The sequence below is a fragment of the Shewanella waksmanii genome (assembly GCF_043643685.1).
Lineage (GTDB): Bacteria > Pseudomonadota > Gammaproteobacteria > Enterobacterales > Shewanellaceae > Shewanella > Shewanella waksmanii_A.
Window position 1 is genome coordinate 51,288 of record NZ_JBHZSN010000011.1, and the last position, 20,197, is coordinate 71,484.

Genomic DNA, 20,197 nt, shown 5'->3' on the forward strand with positions numbered 1-20,197 from the left:
CATGTAGTCAAGGGGGAACCATTTCCCCCTTTTGTTTTGAGTCTGGAAACAAAGATAACTATCTCACTAACTCAATAGTCCCTATAGCATAATCATGATAACCTTATGGCAATTTTTCGCTATTTTCTGCAGACATGAATATCAAAGGCGCTCTTCTCTATATTAGCAAAGCGGTAGTTTTCGGCCTCATCATGGCTGCCGTCATCTTAATTGCAGCCCCTTTACTGACTGGAAAAAATGGCGGTATTAGTTTATTTGAACGCCAAAGCTACCAAAGCAACGAACTGTCTTTTTCCCAAGCGGTACGCCGTGCAGCACCGGCTGTCGTCAATATCTATAGCCTAAGCGTCAACCAATCTAGACCATTGAACTCTGGTGCCCTGCAAGGCTTAGGTTCTGGCGTTATCATGAGTAAAGAAGGTTATATCTTAACTAACTACCATGTTATTAAACGCGCAGATGAAATTGTTGTCGCCTTACAAGATGGCCGAAAATTTACTTCTGAAGTGGTTGGCTCAGATTCCATCACCGACCTTGCGGTATTAAAAATCGAAGGTGACGGTTTACCTATTGTGCCCATTAACCTCGCGGTTCCAGCTCAAGTTGGCGATGTTGTTTTAGCTATCGGTAACCCCTACAACCTTGGCCAAACCATCACCCAAGGTATTATCAGTGCCACAGGTCGCAACGGATTGAGCTCAGGATTTTTAGATTTCCTACAAACCGATGCCGCGATTAATGCCGGTAATTCGGGTGGTGCCCTCATTGACACGACCGGCCAATTAATCGGCATCAATACCGCCGCATTCCAAATCGGTGGCGAAGGCGGTGGCCATGGTATTAATTTCGCCATTCCGATCAAACTCGCCCACAGTATTATGGGAAAGCTGATCAAAGACGGTCGAGTGATTCGTGGTGCGTTGGGAATTGCAGGTGAACCTGTGGGCCCTGTCATGGCACAAATACTCAACTTGCCCGATCTTACTGGCGTCATCGTCACTCAAGTTGATCGCTATGGCCCTGCGGATAAAGCCCAGCTTAGACCGCGTGATGTGATCACCAAGTATGAAGGTGAGGCAGTACCAGGCGTAGAAATGCTTATGGATAGAATTGCTGAAACCGCGCCAGGCACCCAAGTGACTATTACCGTGATTCGCGGTGGTACCTATTATGATGTGCCGGTAACCATTGGTGAAAACCGCGGCGAGCAATAATAACGATACAATTTAGCAAGTCAGTTATTACTGGCTTGGCTAAATTGAAGTAATTAACGCTTTGGGCGTAACAAGCCAAACCAAAAAGCCAGCTCTAAGAGAGCCCCCGTTACAATCAATAAAGCCGCACCTTGGCTCATTCCTGCTATGTAACATGCAAAAGCAGCAAAGAGTATTGCCAGCAACAATAACATTCTCATCAAGCTTGTTTCTCCCTAACAAAAGCTAAGCCTAAGCCTAGCAAATAATGCAGTCATAGGCTGCCGATAAACATGAAACTTGCTTCATGTTTAGCTTAATACCAATGTGCCTCATTCATTGGTGGTAATAACGAAATGAAAAAAGCCATGCTGAATGATGAAACAGCATGGCTTGAGCTTGGGAGTGTTTAGGAGTGAGAGGTTACAGCGCTATTTGTGAATCACCGGCATAGCAGCTGCACGGTCGGCATAATCCGCATGACAAGTACCACAAGAGAACTCAGCTGTAGACCAAGGCATCTGGAACTTACCGTCTTCGGTAAATTGTTTAGCATCTGCTGATAGGTCAATGGTAAATAAGTGCGACTTCACATCACCAAATACCACATCAGCGTTACCCATTTTCGGGCCTGTCGTCACCGCACTTTTCGCAAGCTTTGGCATATGACAATCAGTACACTCTGCAACCATTCCGTGCACCGGCGCAGTAAACTCAGGGTTGTGGCAGGTCGTACAATCTTTTACCGCACCAGCGTGAAGCCCATCAGCATTGTCCATATTTTTGGTAGACTTATGGGAGTCATGGCAGGTGGTACAGCTCATGTCTTTTTTCGGGCCGATTTCATCACCAGCTTTATAGCTACCATGGTCCTCGGGCACGACACCTAACATTTCATCACCGGTTTGATGATGCTTCGACAAGCCACCACTCGATACAATTCTGCCGCCGACTTGGCTGCCATCTGGGAAGGCTACATTGTATGGGCTAATAAAGCTTGGGTAATCTTTTTCACCGTCTCGGGTATGACACTCGGCACACGTGACAGCTTGGCCATACGCCATGTCAGCGCCTAAAAACGCCTCAGTGGTGCGTGCAGAGGCAATTTTAACAATGTTACTGCTTGACGGTGCTTTAACATGTTCACTACCTGCACCATGGCACGCCTCACATTGTACGCCGCCAGCCGCAAAGGTGCCTCCCATACCAGGTAGATCATCTTGTCGATCTAAATTACGCTCATCGCCCTCTTCTGTCGTGGTGCGCTTCCAACCTGTGGTATGGCAATTACCGCATTTATACTGATAATCAAAATCACCCGCTTTGTAATCCCCCATCACATCAGGATCATCAAAGTGATTATCTGGAATATTGAGCTCGCCATCACTGTTGCGAATATTGTATTGCACGTTATTGCCAGTGACGATGTAGCCATCTGCATCTAACCAACGCATCTTCCAATGATACCCCCCAACAACATAGGTGACATCGTCATAGCTAGTTGGCGCGCCTAAGGTATTGTTGGTGGTGCCGTCTCCATCAGGGCCTGCAAACTGTAATAAATCTATGGCGCCAGTAATGGTGGTTTCTGGTGTATAAGGGAAGCTTGGTTGCTCACCATTGGTGATTTTTTGAATCTTAAAGTTATGACCAGTTTTTAAGAAAGAGTCTTTATCGCTATGACAGCCTAAACAGGTTTGGGTACCAACATAAGCTAACTCATTGCTTAATACGACAACGGTAATTAACGCGCTAGCTTCTCCACCATTACCATCTGAAATGGTATAGGTCATGGTGCTTGTTCCCAATGTTTCAGGTTCAAAGCGCACTTGATTGTCTTCAATGCTGGCACTGCCAGTACCTGAAGTCATTTCAACAGCAGTGATCGTTAACGTATCACCGTCAGCATCGGTATCATTTGCCAGTGCATCAATAAGAATTGAGCTGCCAAGCTTAACTTCAGCATCGGTTGGATTTGCAACCGGAGGTGTGTTTTCTGGTGGCGGTGGTGGGGTGGTGTCATCATTATCACTACCGCAAGCGACAAGCATTGTGACCATACTTGCAAGAAGTAGCTTTTTACATGGAATTTGTGCGTTCATAAGTTCATCCTCAAATGGGCTATCTCAATCACCGACATTTGCAGGGAAAGTGATTGATATGTCTCTTCGGACATGAACTTAGTATTTACACTATGCCTCTAAAGGGATAGATAACTGGATTTCACAGCCAGTTAGGAGTTGTGAACTTTAGTTATCAGAATAAAACTAAACTTATGATCTTTAACAATTAAATTATTCAAGATAAGTTATGATTTTGTAGAACAAATTGACCGGTATTTGTCAAAATATAGATCTTGTTCTCATTTTGCATCACTAAACCAGCCTTCTTTAACTGGCGTAAATGAAAATTGAACTTAGTATGATCCTCTACACCGACTAAACGGCACAAGTCCATAAACTTGAGCTGCTTATGGGTTGCTAATTGCTTAAGAGTTTGCCGACGTAAACCATTTGCCAATGCCGAATACACACTATCAGGATCGATATCTGAGCTGGCTTTCAGCAATTGTTTTTCCTGAATACTGCGCTTAATGGTGACAATCAATTCTGCACTATTAAATGGCTTAGTGATCACGCTATCAGCGCCTTTTTTCATCGCATCGACCGCCGTATCAACAGTGGCATAAGCGGTCACGATAATAACTGCCATAAATGGATTTAACTGGCGTAGGTTAGAAATCGCCTCAACACCTGTCATGCCAGACATGACCAAGTCCATCAAGGCAATATCAAATGTTTGTTCTTCACAGGCTCTTATTGCAGCTTCCGCGCTAGCAACATCAACAACGTCATAGCCCTCTAAGGCAAGAATATCGACCATGTTTTGCCGTAAATGCTGATCATCTTCTGCAATAAGAATTTGCGTCATCTTGTTTACCTTTTAAAGCTGATGTGAATACGGGTACCGATATCAACCGCACTATTTATTACCATCTCACCATGATGAGCACTGACGATTTGCTCACATATCGCAAGCCCTAAGCCGGTTCCCTGACCAATTGGCTTAGTTGAATAGAACAGCTCAGTCGCCCGCAAAAGCGTACTCTCATCCATACCGGCGCCATTGTCTATCACTTCTAACCAAACCGTTTCGTCATCCGCGCCGACATTGATATCAATACGAGATTTAACCTCACTGGCATCTAAGGCATTATTAAGCAAATTAATCACTAACTCTTCGAGCTTCACCCGCTGGCCATGAAGCGATACCGATTCAGAACAGTTGACCACTACCTGATAAGCGGCAATTTTATGACTAAGTAACTGCAGCGCGCTACGAATCACGTCACTAAAATACACATTGCTATTACGGCCGGTGTCATTACGGGCATAAGCCAGCAACTCTTTACTGATTTCCGCTGCGCGGCCAATGCCTAAACGAGCCCTGTCAATGTATTCTTCTAACCCTTGCTGCTCAGGTGGCAATTTACGCTGCAATAGATCCAGTGCCAACGTTGATGAGGCTAATGGGTTATTAATTTCATGGGCGACTCCCATGGCAAGTTGGCCAATAGCCTTGTATTTGTCCGCTTCAATAGCGCGGGTTAACTTCGCCTCAGTCGCCAACTCTTTTTCGAGCTCGAAGATTTTCAGCGCTTTTATCAAAGTCAGCAAAATAAACGCTGCAGCTAAGGTCCTGAAGATAGGTACGCTTTCATGCAGCTCTGTCGGCACTAAACCTGCCAATACGCCATAAATGATCAAACCGGCACCAGTAGCGACGAAATAACGGCCATAATGATGCTCTTCTTGGCGCAGCTGGTTACCGTACAGCGCCATACCAATACCTGCTAAACACGCACTACCAAAACCAAGTAAATAACGGGTATAGGTTGCAACTTCTGAGAAAGTATCCGCGCCCTGAAAACCGCCAAGCGCAAAAATACCCAAGCAAACACTGTACATCACCACTATCGCGAAGGTTGCCAGTCGGCCTATTTTACCAATGAGCTTGCCTTGAATAGCAAACAGCAACCAAGCAAAGATAAGTAACCCCGCAAAAGATAGTGAGAGTTTTATTAACCTCAGCCATTCAACGATATACTGATATTTACTATTTATTTCATGGCTAAATAAGATCACATACAATTCTGACCATTCATGAAACGCATGGGAGAAGCCGAATAGGGCTAGTGCCCATAGCGTGGAAGAGATGGCTAACTGGCTATATTTAAAATGGCGAAACACCACTACGCAGCCAATAGCAAAAAACACTAAGCCGTAAAAAAGATATATGTTGAAGGTGATAAATGTCGCCATCGCGCCACATTAGCAACTTTATGGCATCGATGAGGTGATCAAAATTACAGATTGGCCGCAAACAACCTTTTACAGGCAGGTTATTTGATATGTATCAAAACAAAAAAGTCGCACTCGTTAGTGCGACTTTTTAGCTTCAATCAACGACCATTATTTAATCCGGGTCACTTGGCCGCCAATGCCTTTGAACTTATCTTCTATATGCTCATAGCCACGATCTAAGTGATAGATACGATCAACAATGGTATTTCCGTCTGCCACCAAACCAGCAATGACTAAGCTAGCTGATGCCCGTAAATCCGTTGCCATCACCTGAGCACCATTGAGTCGCTCGATGCCATGAATAATACATGTGTTACCTTCAAGCTCCATATGGGCCCCCATACGGATAAGCTCAGGAACATGCATAAAGCGATTTTCAAAAATCGTTTCTGTTATCGTTGCCGTGCCTTCAGCCAACACATTCAATACACAAAACTGCGCTTGCATATCGGTGGGAAACCCAGGGTAAGGCACAGTTTTAATATTCACGGCTTTTGGTCGCTTGCCGTGCATATTCAGTTCAATCCAATCTTCACCCGTGGTAATTTCTGCGCCAGTATCTTCGAGCTTGGCCAGAACAGCCTCAAGGGTTTTAGGATCGGCATTGACACACCGTACTTGACCTCTTGTCACAGCAGCTGCCACTAAAAAGCTACCAGTTTCAATCCGATCTGGCATCACTCGATAATGGCACCCCATCAGCGACTCAACACCTTGGATCCGGATTGTATCAGTGCCCGCACCTTCAATTTTTGCGCCCATGGCAATTAAGCAATTCGCTAAGTCAATCACCTCAGGTTCACGCGCAGCATTTTCAATGACAGTCTCACCATCAGCCAAACTTGCCGCCATCAGTAGGTTTTCTGTGGCGCCAACGCTGATCATATCCATAAAGATATGAGCACCTTTTAATCGGCCATCGACGCGAGCTTTGATATAGCCCTCATCCACTTCGATTTTAGCGCCCATCTGCTCTAAACCTTGCAGGTGCAAGTTCACCGGACGAGCCCCAATGGCACAGCCACCAGGTAGAGAAACATCCGCTGTCCCATAGCGTGCCAATAAAGGTCCTAAAATCAAAATAGAGGCACGCATCGTTTTAACAAGATCATAAGGTGCACAAAACTCGTTAAGCGTGTCAGTCGAGATTGTGATATCACCCTGACTGCTGCGACTAACCTTGGCACCCAAGCAGCGCAATAATTCACAACTGGTATTCACATCTCTTAAATTAGGCACGTTTGATAACACAAAATCAGTTTGTGCTAGCACGCCTGCCATTAAGATGGGTAACGCGGCATTTTTAGCACCAGAAATAACCACTTCACCTGATAGTGGCTGACTGGCTTGTATCGTTAACTTATCCAAAATAATTCCCCAACCTTACATGTTGAAGATTTTTTCACGCTGCCACTGCTCAGGCGTAAACGCCTTAATCGTAATAGCATGCAACTCACCGCTTGTTACATGCTCCATAATTGGACCGTATATGGTTTGCTGCTGCTTTACTCGGTTCATTCCATCGAAACACTCACCCACCGCAATAATCTTATAATGGGTACCTTCTTGGCTAACTTTTACTTCATCTAGTGCCAACGCATCGGTGAGCAATTTTTCTATCTCTTTACATTCCATGGGGAAAAACCTTTATTGAGCTTCTTCTGGGAAGAAGGCTTGTAAGTCATATAAATCTATCAATTTCTTCGTTTGCAGTGGTATCGACTTAAACGATAGCGGTTTGCTAAGCGATTTCGTAGCAAGTTGCGTCAGCATCGCAATACCTGCACTGTCGATATACTCAAGACCACTGCAATCAATACATCTTGTGTCTGCGCTAATAAGCTGCTCACGTGAAGGCCATAAGGTTATCACGTCGTCGTGTGCCAGTCGCCCCAGCAAATAACAATATCCATCACGATTATTAAATTGCGCCATCGCGACTAACTATCCTTGGCTTCTAATACAACATGCTCATCTGTTCGAGCGCGCAAATCAGCAATCACACTGTCGATACCGTTCTGGCGAATTAAGTTACTAATCTCTTTACTTTTAGAGGCCAAAAGACTGACCCCTTCAGCCACCAAGTCAAAGGCTTTCCAAGTATCATCTTTTAATCGACGGACCCGAAACTGCACCTTAATAGGTGGTCGATTAGCTTCAACAATTTGTACATGTACATCAATCATTTTTTGACCGTCAAAGCTACGAGCTGGCTCAAACTTGACTTGCTGATTGGTGTATTCCGTAAACGCTTGCGCGTAAGTTGCCACCAAATACGCTTTAAACGCATTAACAAATTGTTTGCGCTGCTCAGGTCTCGTCGACCGCAAATGCGACCCCATCACCTTATAAGACGCATACTTATAATCGATGTAAGGCATCAACTCTTCAGATACTATCAACTTAAGGTGGTCAGGATCGGCCTGAATTGTGTCAAAATCCTGATGAAAGCGGGCAAAAGTTTTATTAGCCACCTGCTCCACCATAGTATATGGGTTAGAGCGGTCTATCTCCGCAGCGGTTGCGGTTGCCATGCTTATTACACTCAACCAAATTGCAGCTATCATCTTCATCATACTACTCATGTATTCATCCTTTAACTTTAGTCATCCTTTGACTTTACGCTATACAAAAACTGTCCGATCAAATCTTCCAATACTAATGCTGAGTGAGTGTCATAAATTCGGTCGCCATTAGCTAACATTTCAATGTCTTCGTCAAAAAAACCTGGCGTCAATCCAAGGAATTGCTCACCTAAAAGCCCAGAAGTTAAAATCGATAAACTGCTGGTTTCTGGAAACTGATCATATTGACTGTCAATCGCTAACTCCACCACTGGTAGTAAGCTTTGCTCATCAAGGGTAATCGCTTTAACTCGTCCCACAACCACACCACCGACTTTCACCGGAGAACGAACCTTCAGCCCGCCAATATTGCTAAACTCAGCATACAAGGTGTATTGACTTTGCCCGGTCTTAACATCGACATTTGCCACATTAAAAACCAATACTAAAAAGGCCGCTAACCCAGACAGTAAAAACAAGCCAACTAAAATCTCTATCTTGCGCGTTACCATATTCAACTCACCACTCTACTTGGTTATAGATACCATTAATTACGGTATCTCGCTTGTTCCCTAAACAATAATTAATTAACTGCCGAACATCATCGCGGTCAGTAAAAAGTCTAATGCCAATACCGCCAAACTCGACTGCACAACAGTTTGTGTTGTTGCCTTACTAATGCCTTCCGGGTTGGGAATAACCTGATAGCCGCGGTAAAGGGCAATCCAGGTCACAACAACCGCAAACACAACACTTTTAATCAGGCAGTTCACTATGTCCTGTCGCCATTCCACCGACGACTGTAAAATTGACCAAAAACTACCAGCATCAATACCTTTCCACTCGACACCGACTAAGTGCCCCCCATAAATACCAATGGCTGTGAACATTAGCGCTAACAAGGGCAGACTTATTACCCCAGCCCAAAAACGAGGCGCAATGATCTGTCTAAGTGGGTCAACCGCCATCATTTCAAGACTAGACAGCTGCTCGGTACTTTTCATTAAACCAATTTCAGCGGTTAACGCAGACCCTGCTCGGCCGGCAAACAATAATGCGGTAACCACTGGGCCAAGTTCACGCAACAAACTCAGCGCCACCATCGGGCCTAAACTATCTTCGGTGCCAAACCCCACTAATATATTGTAGCCCTGAAGCGCCAATACCATGCCAATGAATAGACCGGAAACTAAGATGATCACCATCGATTGGACGCCAACAACATACAGCTGACGAATGAGCAGAGGCAGGCCTTTTTTAACGTTCGGGACGCTGGCAATGGCTCCCCACAACATCAATCCTGCCCGGCCAAAGCCCGCAACAAGCTCTATGCCATACCGCCCCAATGCTGCAATCTGATTAATCAAGCTCACCTAGCATCTCCTTGCGATAGTCTTGGGCTGGGAAATGAAACGGTACAGGTCCATCCGGTGCGCCACTAATAAATTGTTGCAACTGAGGGTTGTCAGCCGATCTCAGCTCATCAGGGGTTCCGTGAGCAACCACTTTTTTATCCGCTAACACATAGACGTAATCGGCGATACTTAATACTTCCTGCACATCATGTGATACCACCACCGAGGTTAAATTCAATGCATCACTAAGCTCTCTAATCAGCTTTACCAGTACCCCCATAGAGATGGGGTCTTGCCCAGCAAAAGGCTCATCGTAAAGCACTAGCTCAGGCTCAAGCGCAATTGCTCGCGCTAATGCAGCGCGGCGCTGCATTCCGCCAGATAGCTCATTTGGCATCATCTTGGATGCACCACGTAATCCCACCGCTTCTAGCTTCATTAGCACAATGGTACGAATAATCTCTTCGGGTAAACCGGAATGTTCTCGCAGCGCAAAGGCGACGTTGTCAAATACGTTCATGTCGGTAAATAAGGCGCCGCTTTGAAACAACATACTCATACGCTTACGTAAGGCAAAAAGTTGCTTACGGCTAGATTGATGAACGTTGATACCATCAAAATGAATCTGGCCTGCATCAGGAGTTAGCTGCCCACCGATGAGTTTAAGTAAGGTGGTTTTGCCTATGCCGCTAGGGCCCATGATTGCTGTCACTTTGCCTTTAGGGATCGACAAACTGACGTCTTCATAAATCACGTGGCTGCCGCGACTAAACGCCAAGTTTTGTATCGATATCAATGGCTGTGCAGATGTTGTCATTGTCAGATCCATTGCCATGCGCTGATTGAAGATAAACAAAAAAGAAGAGGCGAATTGTACGGAATTGATGCATTGTGCACAACTGAATCCAGACTATCTTACGCCAATACTTTCATTTTCCCTCATTTCCAGCGAAAATGCGCCTCATATTTGTCAAATCGAATGGACTTAAATGTTATTTAATATTTTCATGCTTATTGCAGGGCTTGGCGCGTTGGTGTGGAGTGCCGACAAATTTGTTTATGGAGCAGCCGCATTTGCTCGTAATCTTGGCCTGCCTCCAATGTTAATTGGCCTCACGATTGTCGCAATGGGGAGCTCGGCACCAGAGATGTTTGTGGCAGCAACAGCATCAATGGAAGGCATGACAGATACAGCCATTGGTAACGTTTTGGGCTCCAACGTAGCTAACATCACCTTGATTTTAGGTATCACTGCGTTACTTGGTGCCATCTCGGTAAGCTCACAGACCTTAAAACGTGAAATTCCCATGATGCTTGTAGCAACCGCAATTGCTGGGTATTTTTTACATGACGGCCAACTGACTCGATTAGAAGGCGGGTTACTGTTAGTCCTATTTTTCATGTTGATGGGCTATTTGATCTGGCACGCTGTCACTAATAAGCAAAAAGACACACTGGCAGAAGAAGCAGATAATGAAATCCCTAAAGATGTGCCGACGCTAAACGCTATTTTTTGGGTAGTAGTAGGTATGATATTGCTGCCCTTGTCAGCCGATTGGATGGTACAAGGCGCTGTAGGTATTGCTAAGGCATTCCAACTTTCAGACTTAGTGATTGGACTCACCATTATCGCAGTCGGCACTAGCCTACCTGAGTTAGCGGCTTGTGTTGCAGGCGTTTTGAAAAAAGAAGATGATTTAGCTATCGGCAATATTGTAGGGTCAAACCTATTTAATATTCTCGCTGTACTAGCAATACCTGGGCTTATTGCACCCGGAGCCATAGATGCAGCAGCTAGTACGCGAGATTTTTATATGGTCATGGCCACCAGTACCGCATTAGCTGTATTGATCTTGCTCACAGGTAAGCAACGTCAATTAAAGCGCTGGCACGGTGGTGTATTACTATTAACTTTTATTGCGTATCAAGCGGTTATTTTTCTATCCTAGATACAGCGCATTCTTTCACTAACCGTATAAAGCATTAAACAAAGAGAATTTTATGGTAGAGGCAAATCAGCTCCGACAATGGGGCCGCAACGTTATCGATATAGAGCGCGGCGCACTGGATAATCTATACCAATATGTAGACTCACCAGAGTTTGCGAGTGCGTGCCAGCTAATCATGTCATGTACCGGTAAAGTGATCGTCATGGGAATGGGTAAGTCTGGTCACATCGGCAATAAAATCTCCGCCACTTTAGCCAGTACGGGAACCCCCGCATTTTTTGTTCACCCAGGCGAAGCCAGCCATGGCGATTTAGGGGTGTTGAGCGAAAATGATGTCATCCTCGCAATCTCAAACTCCGGTGAGGCGGGTGAAATCTTAACCTTAATGCCCGTCATTAAGCGCACGGGACTGCCAGTTATTGCCGTTACCGGTAAGCCAAACTCAACCATGGCAAAACATGCTGTGGTGCATCTGTGTATTGAAGTACCAGAAGAAGCTTGCCCATTGGGACTCGCGCCAACATCAAGTACCACAGCCACGCTAGTCATGGGCGATGCACTGGCAGTTGCCCTGTTACAAGCGCGCGGCTTTACTAAAGATGACTTTGCTTTATCTCACCCAGGTGGCAGCTTAGGTCGAAAATTACTATTAAAAGTCAGTGATGTTATGCATCAAGGCCAAGAACTACCCAGTGTGCAACAACAGATTTCAATCACCGATGCGCTGTATGAAATCAGCAAAAAAGGCCTAGGTATGACCGCCGTTGTCAATGAAGACAACCAACTCGTTGGCATCTTCACTGATGGTGATTTGCGCCGAGTCATCGATGCGCAAGTTAACTTACGCAACACCTCAATCGAACAGGTGATGACCAAAGGGTGCGTTACCGTTAGCGATAACATTTTGGCGGCAGAAGCCCTTAAAGTCATGGACGAAAAAGATATTAATGGCCTGATTGTGATTGACGATAAGCAGCAGCCCATTGGCGCACTCAATATGCTCGATATGGTAAAAGCAGGAGTAATCTAACATGTCACACCAAGGATTCTATGGACCCATTAGCGAACATGTATGGCAAAAAGCCCAGCAAATAAAGCTGCTTATTTGTGACGTCGACGGGGTGTTTTCCGATGGGCTGGTATTTATGAGTAACTCAGGTGACGAGCTCAAAAGCTTTCATACTCGAGATGGTTACGGTGTGCGCTCATTGCTTAACAGTGACATTCCTGTTGCTATTATTACCGGGCGTAAATCAAAAATCGTCGAAGACAGAATGACAGCTTTAGGTATTACCCATATCTATCAAGGCATCGATGATAAAATGGTGCCATATCAAGAGCTGCTCAATCTCTATAATGTCACGCCGGAGCAAGTCGCCTATATTGGAGACGATATGGTTGACCTACCGGTAATGCAGCAAGTTGGCTTATCAGTATGTGTTGCAGATGGCCACCCCTATGTCAGGGAACGTGCCGATATGGTAACCCATATTCGTGGCGGTCATGGCGCGCTAAGAGAACTAACCGACCTATTATTGTTAAGCCAAGACAAGTTTGATACCGCCCACGGTATGAGCATATGAATAGAGTCACTATCGCCATTATCGTTTTTTTCGGCACTGCGCTTATTCTATACTGGCAGGTGCAGTCAAAACGCAGTAGCGACACCTTACTTCAAGATGGTATTGATAGGCCAGACTATGTGGTCAACGATCTAAAAAGTGTGGAGTTCAATGAACAAGGCGAAATAAATAGCCGAGTATCAGCCTCACACATGGAGCACTTTGAAGAAGCCAACATGACCTACTTTACCGAGCCCGTCTACCTGCTTTATCCTGACGAAGGTAAAGCCCAATGGCGTTTACGCTCAGCCACTGGCACCTTAGATAAAAACAACGGTCATGTTACATTAGAAAAAAATGTTATCATTGACGCTATCAGCCCTGAAGAGCCGATACAAACTATTGAAACAACATACCTAGAACTCGATTTAAACACCATGATCATGACGTCAGACCGGACGATTAATATTACGGGCAATGACTTCATCATTACAGGCGAAGGCTTATATGGTGACTTAAACAAACAGACAGTAAAGCTGACGAGTCAGGTAGAAGGTACTTATGAAACTAAATAAACTCATCGCTGCCACTTGGCTATCGCTTCTAAGCCTGCAAGCGATTGCTGTTGAGAGCGACCTACAGCAAGAAGTTAAAATTGAAGCAGCAAGCCAGGAAGCAGACATTAAAAATAACCAAATTATTTTTAATGGCCCTGTCGAGGTGACCCAAGGCTCAATTAAAATTAATGCCGATGAACTACGAGCATTCACTAAAGAGCAAAGCAATGGCAAAGTATTAGTGGCCACAGGCACACCTGCAACCTATTCACAGATTATGGAGGACGGCCGCCCCGCCAAAGCCAGCGCAGCGGAAATTCGCTATGAGTTGGCGACCCGGACGCTCACCTTAATTGGCAACGCCACCTTAGAGCAAGACGGCAGCCAAGTCACAGGTAATCAAATTCGATATAACATCGAGCAGCAACAATTGATTGCTGAAAGCACCGGCAATGACAGAGTGATCACCATTATTCAGCCCGAGAACTATCAAGAACTCAATGAGCCTGATAGCAAAACTCAGGAGCAACAATGACAGATAAAACCCTAAAAGCGGTTAATCTAGCCAAGAGTTATAAAAGTCGTGCCGTTGTTCAAGATGTTAGTTTAACAGTCAAAACTGGACAGATTGTTGGTTTATTAGGCCCAAATGGGGCCGGTAAAACCACCACGTTTTATATGGTGGTGGGCTTAGTACAAAGCGATAAAGGTCGCATCTTTATTGATGATGACGATCTCACTTTAGACCCTATGCATTTGCGTGCCCGTAAAGGCATTGGCTACCTTCCTCAAGAGGCAAGTATTTTCAGAAAGTTATCGGTTAGAGATAACATCATGGCGGTACTGCAAACACGCAAAGAGTTAAGTAGTGCACAGCGCGAAGAGCAGCTGGAACATTTATTAGAAGAGTTCCACATTACTCACATACGTGATAGCCAAGGTATGGCACTATCTGGAGGTGAAAGACGTCGGGTTGAAATTGCTCGTGCACTTGCGGCTAATCCTAAATTTATTCTTTTGGATGAACCCTTTGCTGGGGTCGACCCCATTTCAGTTATCGATATTAAGAAAATTATCGAACAGCTAAAAAATCGTGGTTTAGGCGTACTGATCACCGATCACAATGTCCGCGAAACCCTCGACGTTTGTGAACGCGCCTATATCGTGAGTCATGGAAATCTGATTGCAGAAGGTTCACCCGCCGAAATCTTGGACAATCAACAGGTCCGAGCGGTGTACTTAGGTGAACAATTCAAGCTATAGTTAAACCAGAGTTAAGCTGCAAGTAATAAGATAATTGGCAGCATAGACAAATTATGGGGCGAAGAGAAACCCCTTATAAAACAAGCAAGCTTTCTCATTTTATAATTACAATGAAGGGAATAGCAGTAAAATGAAAGCGTCACTCCAGCTCAAAATGGGTCAGCAGTTGACTATGACTCCTCAGTTGCAACAGGCGATTCGCCTTCTGCAACTTTCGTCATTGGAGCTACAGCAAGAGATCCAACAAGCATTAGAGTCTAATCCACTGCTAGAATTAGACGAAGAGCAAGCCGACGCAAGCGACAACAGCCAAAATGACAAGAGTGATAGTACTGACGACTACAGCGCCAGCACTGATGACTCAAGCCCACAAGATAGCTCTTCTGTTGAAACATCTGACGCATTAACCCAAGACTCCATGCCGGACGACTTACCGGTAGACACCACTTGGGATGAAGTTTATACCGCGGCACCCAACGCCAGCTCAGGGGCTATGCGCGATGATGATTTGCCTTTCCAAGGTGAAACCAGTGAAGGTTTATATGAACATCTAGAGTGGCAGAAAAACCTGACTCCGTTTTCAGATAATGACAATGCTATAGCAACCGCCATTATTGATGCTATTGACGAACGTGGCTATCTCACACAAACCTGTGAAGATATTCTCGATGCCATGGGCGATCCTGAAATTGAATTAGATGAAGTGGAAGCAGTACTTAAGCGTATTCAACACTTCGATCCCATCGGCGTCGCAGCAAGAGATTTGAGTGAATGTCTGTCTATTCAATTAGCGCAATACAGTGACAACACGCCACACATTGACAATGCTAGACTACTTATTAAAGAGCATTTAGATTTGATTGCAGGCCGCGATTTCCGCCTGCTCATGCGTAAAACTAAGCTCAAAGAAGACGACTTACGTGAAGCCATCGCGCTTATTCAATCATTAAATCCACGCCCTGGGCTTACCATAGCGCCAAACCGCGATGAGTATGTGATTCCCGATGTAACAGTGACTAAACAAAAAGGTCGCTGGGTCGTGGAGCTTAATCCCGACTACATGCCAAAAATTAATGTTAATCAACATTATGCTTCAATGGCTCGTAGCACCAAAAACCAAGCTGACAGCCAATTTATTCGTGGTCACCTTCAAGAAGCAAAGTGGTTCCTTAAAAGCCTCGAAAGCCGCAATGATACCTTATTAAAAGTGGCAAATTGCATTGTCGATTTCCAACAAGGTTTCTTTGAATTTGGTGAAGAAGCAATGAAGCCTATGGTGCTTAATGATATTGCTGAAGCCGTAGAGATGCATGAATCCACCATCTCCCGTGTCACCACACAAAAATATATGCACACCCCACGCGGTATTTTTGAGCTAAAATATTTCTTTTCAAGCCATGTCGGTACCGATGATGGTGGCGAATGCTCATCAACAGCAATTCGCGCTTTCATTAAAAAATTGGTCGCCGCAGAAAACCAGAAGAAGCCATTAAGTGATAGTAAAATGGCACAATTACTGGCTGAACAAGGCATCAAGGTGGCCAGACGCACCATCGCTAAATACCGTGAAGCGATGTTGATCCCGCCATCGAATCAACGTAAGAGTTTATGATCGTTAAACTGAACACTGGAGGACCTGTATGCAAATTAATTTGACTGGACACCATGTAGAGATAACCGATTCATTGAGAACTTATGTTCAAGAAAAGTTCTCAAAGCTTGAACGACATTTCGATCAGATCAATAATGTGCACGTTGTTTTAAACGTAGAAAAAATGCAACAGAAAGCTGAAGCGAAAGTTCACCTTTCAGGCGGTGAAGTGTTTGCCACTTCTCATAATGCTGATATGTATGCCGCCATCGACTCCCTGATAGACAAGCTTGATCGTCAGGTAATTAAACATAAAGAGAAGCTGACAAAACATTAACGATGGAACTAAGTACCATCCTGCGGCCGGAGTGCACAACCTGTGCCACACCGGGCAGTAAGAAAAAGGTACTGGAACTTATCAGCGATTTAGCTGCGGTCCAGTACCCTACCCTCTCTTCACAAGAGATCTTTGAAAGCCTGTTGGCGAGAGAGAAAATGGGTAGCACAGGTATAGGTAACGGTATCGCCATTCCCCATGGCCGTTTAACGAATATTGAACACCCTGTCGCAGTATTGATTAAGTGTGCGGAACCCATCGCATTTGACTCAATCGATAACCAACCTGTTGATATTTTATTCGCTTTGTTGGTGCCATCTGATCAATGTGAACAACATCTAAGTACACTGGCCTGCATGGCAGAAAAACTTAATGATAAATTCACACTCAAACAGCTCAGAAAGTCCCATGATGAAGCAGAACTTTATCAGGTGATTATGCAATGAAACTCGTAATGGTATCCGGACGTTCCGGCTCAGGTAAATCAGTGGTCCTTCGGGTCCTTGAAGATTTAGGTTATTACTGTGTAGATAATCTACCTTTGCCGTTAATGGACTCACTACTCGCGCAACTTAAAGGGCGTAGTGAACTGGTTGCCATCAGCGTTGATGTTCGTAATATGCCAGAGCAAGAGGTTGAGCTTGAAAAACAACTGGCCAACCTGCCTGCTGACACCGAATTATTGAGTTTCTTTCTTGATGCCAGCGATGAAGTGTTATTAAAGCGCTACAGTGAGACAAGACGACTCCACCCGCTATCTCATGCACAATCCTCCCTAAAGGAAGCCATTGCACTGGAAGGAAAGTTGCTTAGCCCTGTCGCCGATTTAGTCGACCACTACATCGACACGTCTAACCGCAATATTTACGACTTAAGTGATCGCATTCGTGAAATCTTACTTGGTACCATAGATAAAGAGTTGGTCATCAACTTTGAGTCATTTGGGTTTAAGCATGGGATGCCAACAGAAGCGGATTTTATGTTTGATGTACGCTTTCTGCCCAATCCCCATTGGGAACCCAATCTAAGGCCGCTTACCGGTCTAGATGAGCCAGTACAACACTTTTTGAGTCAACAACCACTAGTCAATAAATTTATCTGGCAAATAGAGAACTTGTTAGCAACTTGGTTACCGCATTTAGAACGCAACAACCGTAGCTATCTCACTATCGCCATTGGTTGCACTGGCGGCCAACATCGCTCGGTGTATGTAACAGAACAATTGGCAAAACTATTTAGTGACTCCAAGCACAACGTTAAAGCCAGACACCGCGAACTCTCCAATGGCAAAACTTGAACGACAGCTCACCATCTGCAATCAACTCGGCCTGCATGCCCGCGCAGCGACTAAATTGGCGGTACTTGCCGCTACATTCGATGCCGAAGTCACTTTGATTCAAGGTGATAAACAAGCATCAGCCGCTAGCGTGCTTGGCCTACTGATGCTGGAAAGCGGTAAAGGAAAAACCATTACTCTACAAAGCGAAGGTAAGGATGCCCAAGCAGCACTTGATGCAATCAGTGCACTCATCGACGCGAAATTCGACGAAGCGAACTAAACCTCACTTTAGTGCGATAAACCGCAAATAACTCATCGCACTTTTAATACCAATCGGCATAAGAAAGTGATCTACTCAGCGCTATTTTTGGCAAACCAGTTCGAAACGAATAACTTAAATAATAGTTGGTTCTATTGGGAAGTTATTCAACGAAGAAGTAGACAGCCAAAAAGCGCCCAAAGGGCGAGTTTTAGCACTTCTAATAGCGTGTAAACGAACTTGAAAGTAGAGTACTATGCCCTTCATTCGTTGCATTGTCTCAGAAGCGCTAAACTCTCGCTGAGCGATCACATCTTTATGCCGATTGGTATAATTTGTCTCTACAGCGTCACAGTCTTGAGTTAACATAGTCTGTCGGCACAAATTTTGATAGTAGGATCAAACACTCCTATAGTTAATGCTACTACCATCGTCGCCTCAAATCATACAGCGCGTTTACTATCACCAACACACTCATCGAGGGGGGGATCAATGCCAATAGAAGTGTTAGACAACGAAACAAATGATCAACGCCTCAATCAAGTTACGCAAGCATTGGGCAGCGGCATGTTTGTGCATGTACGCAACATGCTGCATGACATGGCAGCCTCCGATATTGCGTTTATTTTAGAGTCCTCGCCGCCAAAAACGCGCCAAGTATTGTTTCAACTGATCGACCAAGAGCACACGGGTGAAATCCTTGATGAATTAGGTGAAGAACTAAAAGATACCCTAATTACCCAAATGGCTCCTGAGCGTGTCGCAAAAGCTGCACAGAACATGGATACCGACGATCTTGCCTACATATTGCGTAGTTTGCCTGACAGTGTATTCAATCAAGTCCTGCAGTCGATGAGCTCTCAGGACCGAGCTCGGGTTGAGCAAGCCCTATCCTATCCCGAGGATACGGCTGGTAGTTTAATGAACACCGATACGGTGACGCTACGACCCGACGTCAACATCGATGTTATTCTGCGTTACTTACGAATTCGTGGTGAGCTCCCCGAAGCCACAGACACCTTATATGTAGTCGATAAGCACGATAGCTTGTTGGGCGGGATTAAGATTTCAGCATTGCTAACCTGCGACCCTAATGCCTCCGTTAGAGACATCATGGAAGCAGATCTCGAAGGTATTCCCGTTGGTATGTCAGATACGGAAACTGCCCAGCTGTTTGAGCGCCATGACTGGTTATCAGCGCCGGTAATTGATGACGACAACCGCCTACTCGGCCGTATCACCATCGACGATGTGGTTGACGTAATTCGTGAAGATGCCGAGCACTCCATGATGGGGATGGCTGGTATGGATGACGACATGGATACCTTTGGTCCCGTCGTCAAAAGTACCTTTAGACGTTCACTATGGCTCACCATCAATCTGTTTGCCGCATTACTTGCAGCCTCTGTCAGTAACATGTTCGAAGGCACCTTGGAGCAGTTTGCGACCATCGCCATCTTGATGACCATTGTCCCGAGTATGGGTGGCGTCGCCGGCAACCAAACCTTGGCACTGGTGATTCGTGGTATTGCCTTGGGGCAAATCGGTCAAAGTAACTCCAGATGGCTAATCGGCAAAGAGTTAGCCATTGGTTTCCTCAACGGTATTTTGTGGTCAGTATTAGTATTTTTAGCCGTATGGGCCTGGAAAGGAGATATAGCCCTTGGCGGATTAATTGGCGGCGCAATGCTGATCAATATGACCGTTGCTGGGTTTGCAGGCGCTTGTATTCCTCTGTTACTGAAAAAGCTCAATATTGACCCTGCCTTAGCCGGTGGTATGGTACTCACGACGGTAACAGATGTGATAGGGCTTTTTGCCTTTTTAGGCCTAGCGACCATTTTCCTGTTAAATTAAACGCTATCGCTAACTAGCTGTAAAACTACGACTATACTATGAAGATAACCTACTGAGGGTAATATCT

General features: G+C 45.1%; 23 protein-coding genes. 13 read left to right on the forward strand and 10 right to left on the reverse strand.

Features of this window, described 5'->3' with window-relative positions; all coding sequences use genetic code 11:
- The first annotated feature begins 134 nt into the window (after positions 1-134).
- Positions 135-1,214: an outer membrane-stress sensor serine endopeptidase DegS gene (degS, locus tag ACHUFW_RS16220; protein WP_394204397.1), complete on the forward strand. Its 1,080-nt coding sequence runs from the start codon at positions 135-137 to the stop codon at positions 1,212-1,214.
- 410 nt (positions 1,215-1,624) lie between these two features.
- Here the strand turns inward: degS and ACHUFW_RS16225 are convergent, their stop codons facing one another.
- The 10 genes from ACHUFW_RS16225 to mlaF form a co-directional block, all read right to left on the reverse strand.
- Entirely contained in the window at positions 1,625-3,295 is a 1,671-nt protein-coding gene (locus tag ACHUFW_RS16225; RefSeq protein ID WP_394204399.1) for an Ig-like domain-containing protein, read from the reverse strand.
- Between the two features lie 196 nt (positions 3,296-3,491).
- Positions 3,492-4,124: a response regulator gene (locus ACHUFW_RS16230; RefSeq protein WP_394204401.1), complete on the reverse strand. Its 633-nt coding sequence runs from the start codon at positions 4,122-4,124 to the stop codon at positions 3,492-3,494.
- A gap of 5 nt (positions 4,125-4,129) precedes the next feature.
- Positions 4,130-5,515, reverse strand: coding sequence for a sensor histidine kinase (locus tag ACHUFW_RS16235; protein WP_394204403.1), 1,386 nt, complete (start codon positions 5,513-5,515; stop codon positions 4,130-4,132).
- 150 nt (positions 5,516-5,665) lie between these two features.
- Positions 5,666-6,925, reverse strand: coding sequence for a UDP-N-acetylglucosamine 1-carboxyvinyltransferase (gene murA, locus ACHUFW_RS16240; protein ID WP_394204405.1), 1,260 nt, complete (start codon positions 6,923-6,925; stop codon positions 5,666-5,668).
- 15 nt (positions 6,926-6,940) lie between these two features.
- Entirely contained in the window at positions 6,941-7,192 is a 252-nt protein-coding gene (locus ACHUFW_RS16245; RefSeq protein ID WP_394204406.1) for a BolA family protein, read from the reverse strand.
- Positions 7,193-7,204: 12 nt separating this feature from the next.
- Positions 7,205-7,492 carry an STAS domain-containing protein gene (locus ACHUFW_RS16250; RefSeq protein ID WP_394204408.1) on the reverse strand — a complete coding sequence of 96 codons (288 nt, stop codon included), beginning with the start codon at positions 7,490-7,492 and terminating at the stop codon, positions 7,205-7,207.
- Positions 7,493-7,497: 5 nt separating this feature from the next.
- On the reverse strand, positions 7,498-8,142 hold the full coding sequence (locus ACHUFW_RS16255; RefSeq protein WP_394204410.1) for an MlaC/ttg2D family ABC transporter substrate-binding protein: 645 nt from the start codon (positions 8,140-8,142) through the stop codon (positions 7,498-7,500).
- 17 nt (positions 8,143-8,159) lie between these two features.
- Complete coding sequence (mlaD, locus tag ACHUFW_RS16260) at positions 8,160-8,633, reverse strand: outer membrane lipid asymmetry maintenance protein MlaD (protein ID WP_394204412.1); 474 nt, start codon at positions 8,631-8,633, stop codon at positions 8,160-8,162.
- A gap of 75 nt (positions 8,634-8,708) precedes the next feature.
- On the reverse strand, positions 8,709-9,494 hold the full coding sequence (mlaE, locus tag ACHUFW_RS16265) for a lipid asymmetry maintenance ABC transporter permease subunit MlaE (RefSeq protein ID WP_394204413.1): 786 nt from the start codon (positions 9,492-9,494) through the stop codon (positions 8,709-8,711).
- Positions 9,481-10,293 carry a phospholipid ABC transporter ATP-binding protein MlaF gene (gene mlaF, locus ACHUFW_RS16270; RefSeq protein ID WP_394204415.1) on the reverse strand — a complete coding sequence of 271 codons (813 nt, stop codon included), beginning with the start codon at positions 10,291-10,293 and terminating at the stop codon, positions 9,481-9,483. The genes mlaE and mlaF overlap by 14 nt, the downstream gene beginning before the upstream one ends.
- Before the next feature lie 172 nt (positions 10,294-10,465).
- Between mlaF and ACHUFW_RS16275 the strand changes: the two genes are divergently transcribed.
- The 12 genes from ACHUFW_RS16275 to mgtE all read left to right on the forward strand — a co-directional run bounded on the left by ACHUFW_RS16275 (position 10,466) and on the right by mgtE (position 20,130).
- Positions 10,466-11,425: a calcium/sodium antiporter gene (locus tag ACHUFW_RS16275; RefSeq protein WP_394204417.1), complete on the forward strand. Its 960-nt coding sequence runs from the start codon at positions 10,466-10,468 to the stop codon at positions 11,423-11,425.
- A 52-nt stretch (positions 11,426-11,477) separates the two neighbouring features.
- On the forward strand, positions 11,478-12,455 hold the full coding sequence (locus ACHUFW_RS16280) for a KpsF/GutQ family sugar-phosphate isomerase (protein WP_394204418.1): 978 nt from the start codon (positions 11,478-11,480) through the stop codon (positions 12,453-12,455).
- Position 12,456: 1 nt separating this feature from the next.
- Positions 12,457-13,008, forward strand: a complete 552-nt coding sequence (kdsC, locus tag ACHUFW_RS16285) for a 3-deoxy-manno-octulosonate-8-phosphatase KdsC (RefSeq protein ID WP_394204420.1) — start codon at positions 12,457-12,459, stop codon at positions 13,006-13,008.
- Complete coding sequence (gene lptC / locus ACHUFW_RS16290) at positions 13,005-13,562, forward strand: LPS export ABC transporter periplasmic protein LptC (protein ID WP_394204422.1); 558 nt, start codon at positions 13,005-13,007, stop codon at positions 13,560-13,562. The genes kdsC and lptC overlap by 4 nt, the downstream gene beginning before the upstream one ends.
- Positions 13,549-14,079: a lipopolysaccharide transport periplasmic protein LptA gene (gene lptA / locus ACHUFW_RS16295; protein ID WP_394204424.1), complete on the forward strand. Its 531-nt coding sequence runs from the start codon at positions 13,549-13,551 to the stop codon at positions 14,077-14,079. Before lptC ends, lptA begins: the two co-directional genes overlap by 14 nt.
- Positions 14,076-14,807, forward strand: a complete 732-nt coding sequence (lptB, locus tag ACHUFW_RS16300) for an LPS export ABC transporter ATP-binding protein (RefSeq protein WP_394204425.1) — start codon at positions 14,076-14,078, stop codon at positions 14,805-14,807. The genes lptA and lptB overlap by 4 nt, the downstream gene beginning before the upstream one ends.
- 130 nt (positions 14,808-14,937) lie before the next feature.
- Positions 14,938-16,419: an RNA polymerase factor sigma-54 gene (locus ACHUFW_RS16305; RefSeq protein WP_394204426.1), complete on the forward strand. Its 1,482-nt coding sequence runs from the start codon at positions 14,938-14,940 to the stop codon at positions 16,417-16,419.
- 28 nt (positions 16,420-16,447) lie between these two features.
- Positions 16,448-16,735, forward strand: a complete 288-nt coding sequence (hpf, locus tag ACHUFW_RS16310; RefSeq protein ID WP_028774926.1) for a ribosome hibernation promoting factor — start codon at positions 16,448-16,450, stop codon at positions 16,733-16,735.
- 2 nt (positions 16,736-16,737) lie between these two features.
- Entirely contained in the window at positions 16,738-17,181 is a 444-nt protein-coding gene (ptsN, locus tag ACHUFW_RS16315; RefSeq protein ID WP_394204428.1) for a PTS IIA-like nitrogen regulatory protein PtsN, read from the forward strand.
- Entirely contained in the window at positions 17,178-18,032 is an 855-nt protein-coding gene (rapZ, locus tag ACHUFW_RS16320) for an RNase adapter RapZ (RefSeq protein ID WP_394204430.1), read from the forward strand. Before ptsN ends, rapZ begins: the two co-directional genes overlap by 4 nt.
- A complete protein-coding gene (locus ACHUFW_RS16325; RefSeq protein WP_394204432.1) occupies positions 18,019-18,294 on the forward strand; it encodes an HPr family phosphocarrier protein in 276 nt (91 codons plus the stop codon). Before rapZ ends, ACHUFW_RS16325 begins: the two co-directional genes overlap by 14 nt.
- 471 nt (positions 18,295-18,765) lie before the next feature.
- A complete protein-coding gene (mgtE, locus tag ACHUFW_RS16330) occupies positions 18,766-20,130 on the forward strand; it encodes a magnesium transporter (RefSeq protein WP_394204434.1) in 1,365 nt (454 codons plus the stop codon).
- Positions 20,131-20,197 lie beyond the last annotated feature (67 nt).

Excerpts from the sequence above, each read along its gene's own strand:
- ACHUFW_RS16325 (WP_394204432.1), top strand. The coding sequence starts at position 18,019 with ATGGCAAAACTTGAACGACAGCTCACCATCTGCAATCAACTCGGCCTG.
- lptB (WP_394204425.1), top strand. The coding sequence starts at position 14,076 with ATGACAGATAAAACCCTAAAAGCGGTTAATCTAGCCAAGAGTTATAAA.
- lptA (WP_394204424.1), top strand. The coding sequence starts at position 13,549 with ATGAAACTAAATAAACTCATCGCTGCCACTTGGCTATCGCTTCTAAGC.
- lptC (WP_394204422.1), top strand. The coding sequence starts at position 13,005 with ATGAATAGAGTCACTATCGCCATTATCGTTTTTTTCGGCACTGCGCTT.
- ACHUFW_RS16235 (WP_394204403.1), bottom strand. The coding sequence starts at position 5,515 with ATGGCGACATTTATCACCTTCAACATATATCTTTTTTACGGCTTAGTG.
- ACHUFW_RS16255 (WP_394204410.1), bottom strand. The coding sequence starts at position 8,142 with ATGAGTAGTATGATGAAGATGATAGCTGCAATTTGGTTGAGTGTAATA.
- rapZ (WP_394204430.1), top strand. The coding sequence starts at position 17,178 with ATGAAACTCGTAATGGTATCCGGACGTTCCGGCTCAGGTAAATCAGTG.
- ptsN (WP_394204428.1), top strand. The coding sequence starts at position 16,738 with ATGGAACTAAGTACCATCCTGCGGCCGGAGTGCACAACCTGTGCCACA.
- degS (WP_394204397.1), top strand. The coding sequence starts at position 135 with ATGAATATCAAAGGCGCTCTTCTCTATATTAGCAAAGCGGTAGTTTTC.
- ACHUFW_RS16280 (WP_394204418.1), top strand. The coding sequence starts at position 11,478 with ATGGTAGAGGCAAATCAGCTCCGACAATGGGGCCGCAACGTTATCGAT.
- mlaF (WP_394204415.1), bottom strand. The coding sequence starts at position 10,293 with ATGACAACATCTGCACAGCCATTGATATCGATACAAAACTTGGCGTTT.
- ACHUFW_RS16250 (WP_394204408.1), bottom strand. The coding sequence starts at position 7,492 with ATGGCGCAATTTAATAATCGTGATGGATATTGTTATTTGCTGGGGCGA.
- mgtE (WP_394204434.1), top strand. The coding sequence starts at position 18,766 with ATGCCAATAGAAGTGTTAGACAACGAAACAAATGATCAACGCCTCAAT.
- ACHUFW_RS16245 (WP_394204406.1), bottom strand. The coding sequence starts at position 7,192 with ATGGAATGTAAAGAGATAGAAAAATTGCTCACCGATGCGTTGGCACTA.
- ACHUFW_RS16305 (WP_394204426.1), top strand. The coding sequence starts at position 14,938 with ATGAAAGCGTCACTCCAGCTCAAAATGGGTCAGCAGTTGACTATGACT.
- kdsC (WP_394204420.1), top strand. The coding sequence starts at position 12,457 with ATGTCACACCAAGGATTCTATGGACCCATTAGCGAACATGTATGGCAA.
- mlaD (WP_394204412.1), bottom strand. The coding sequence starts at position 8,633 with ATGGTAACGCGCAAGATAGAGATTTTAGTTGGCTTGTTTTTACTGTCT.
- ACHUFW_RS16225 (WP_394204399.1), bottom strand. The coding sequence starts at position 3,295 with ATGAACGCACAAATTCCATGTAAAAAGCTACTTCTTGCAAGTATGGTC.
- hpf (WP_028774926.1), top strand. The coding sequence starts at position 16,448 with ATGCAAATTAATTTGACTGGACACCATGTAGAGATAACCGATTCATTG.
- ACHUFW_RS16275 (WP_394204417.1), top strand. The coding sequence starts at position 10,466 with ATGTTATTTAATATTTTCATGCTTATTGCAGGGCTTGGCGCGTTGGTG.
- ACHUFW_RS16230 (WP_394204401.1), bottom strand. The coding sequence starts at position 4,124 with ATGACGCAAATTCTTATTGCAGAAGATGATCAGCATTTACGGCAAAAC.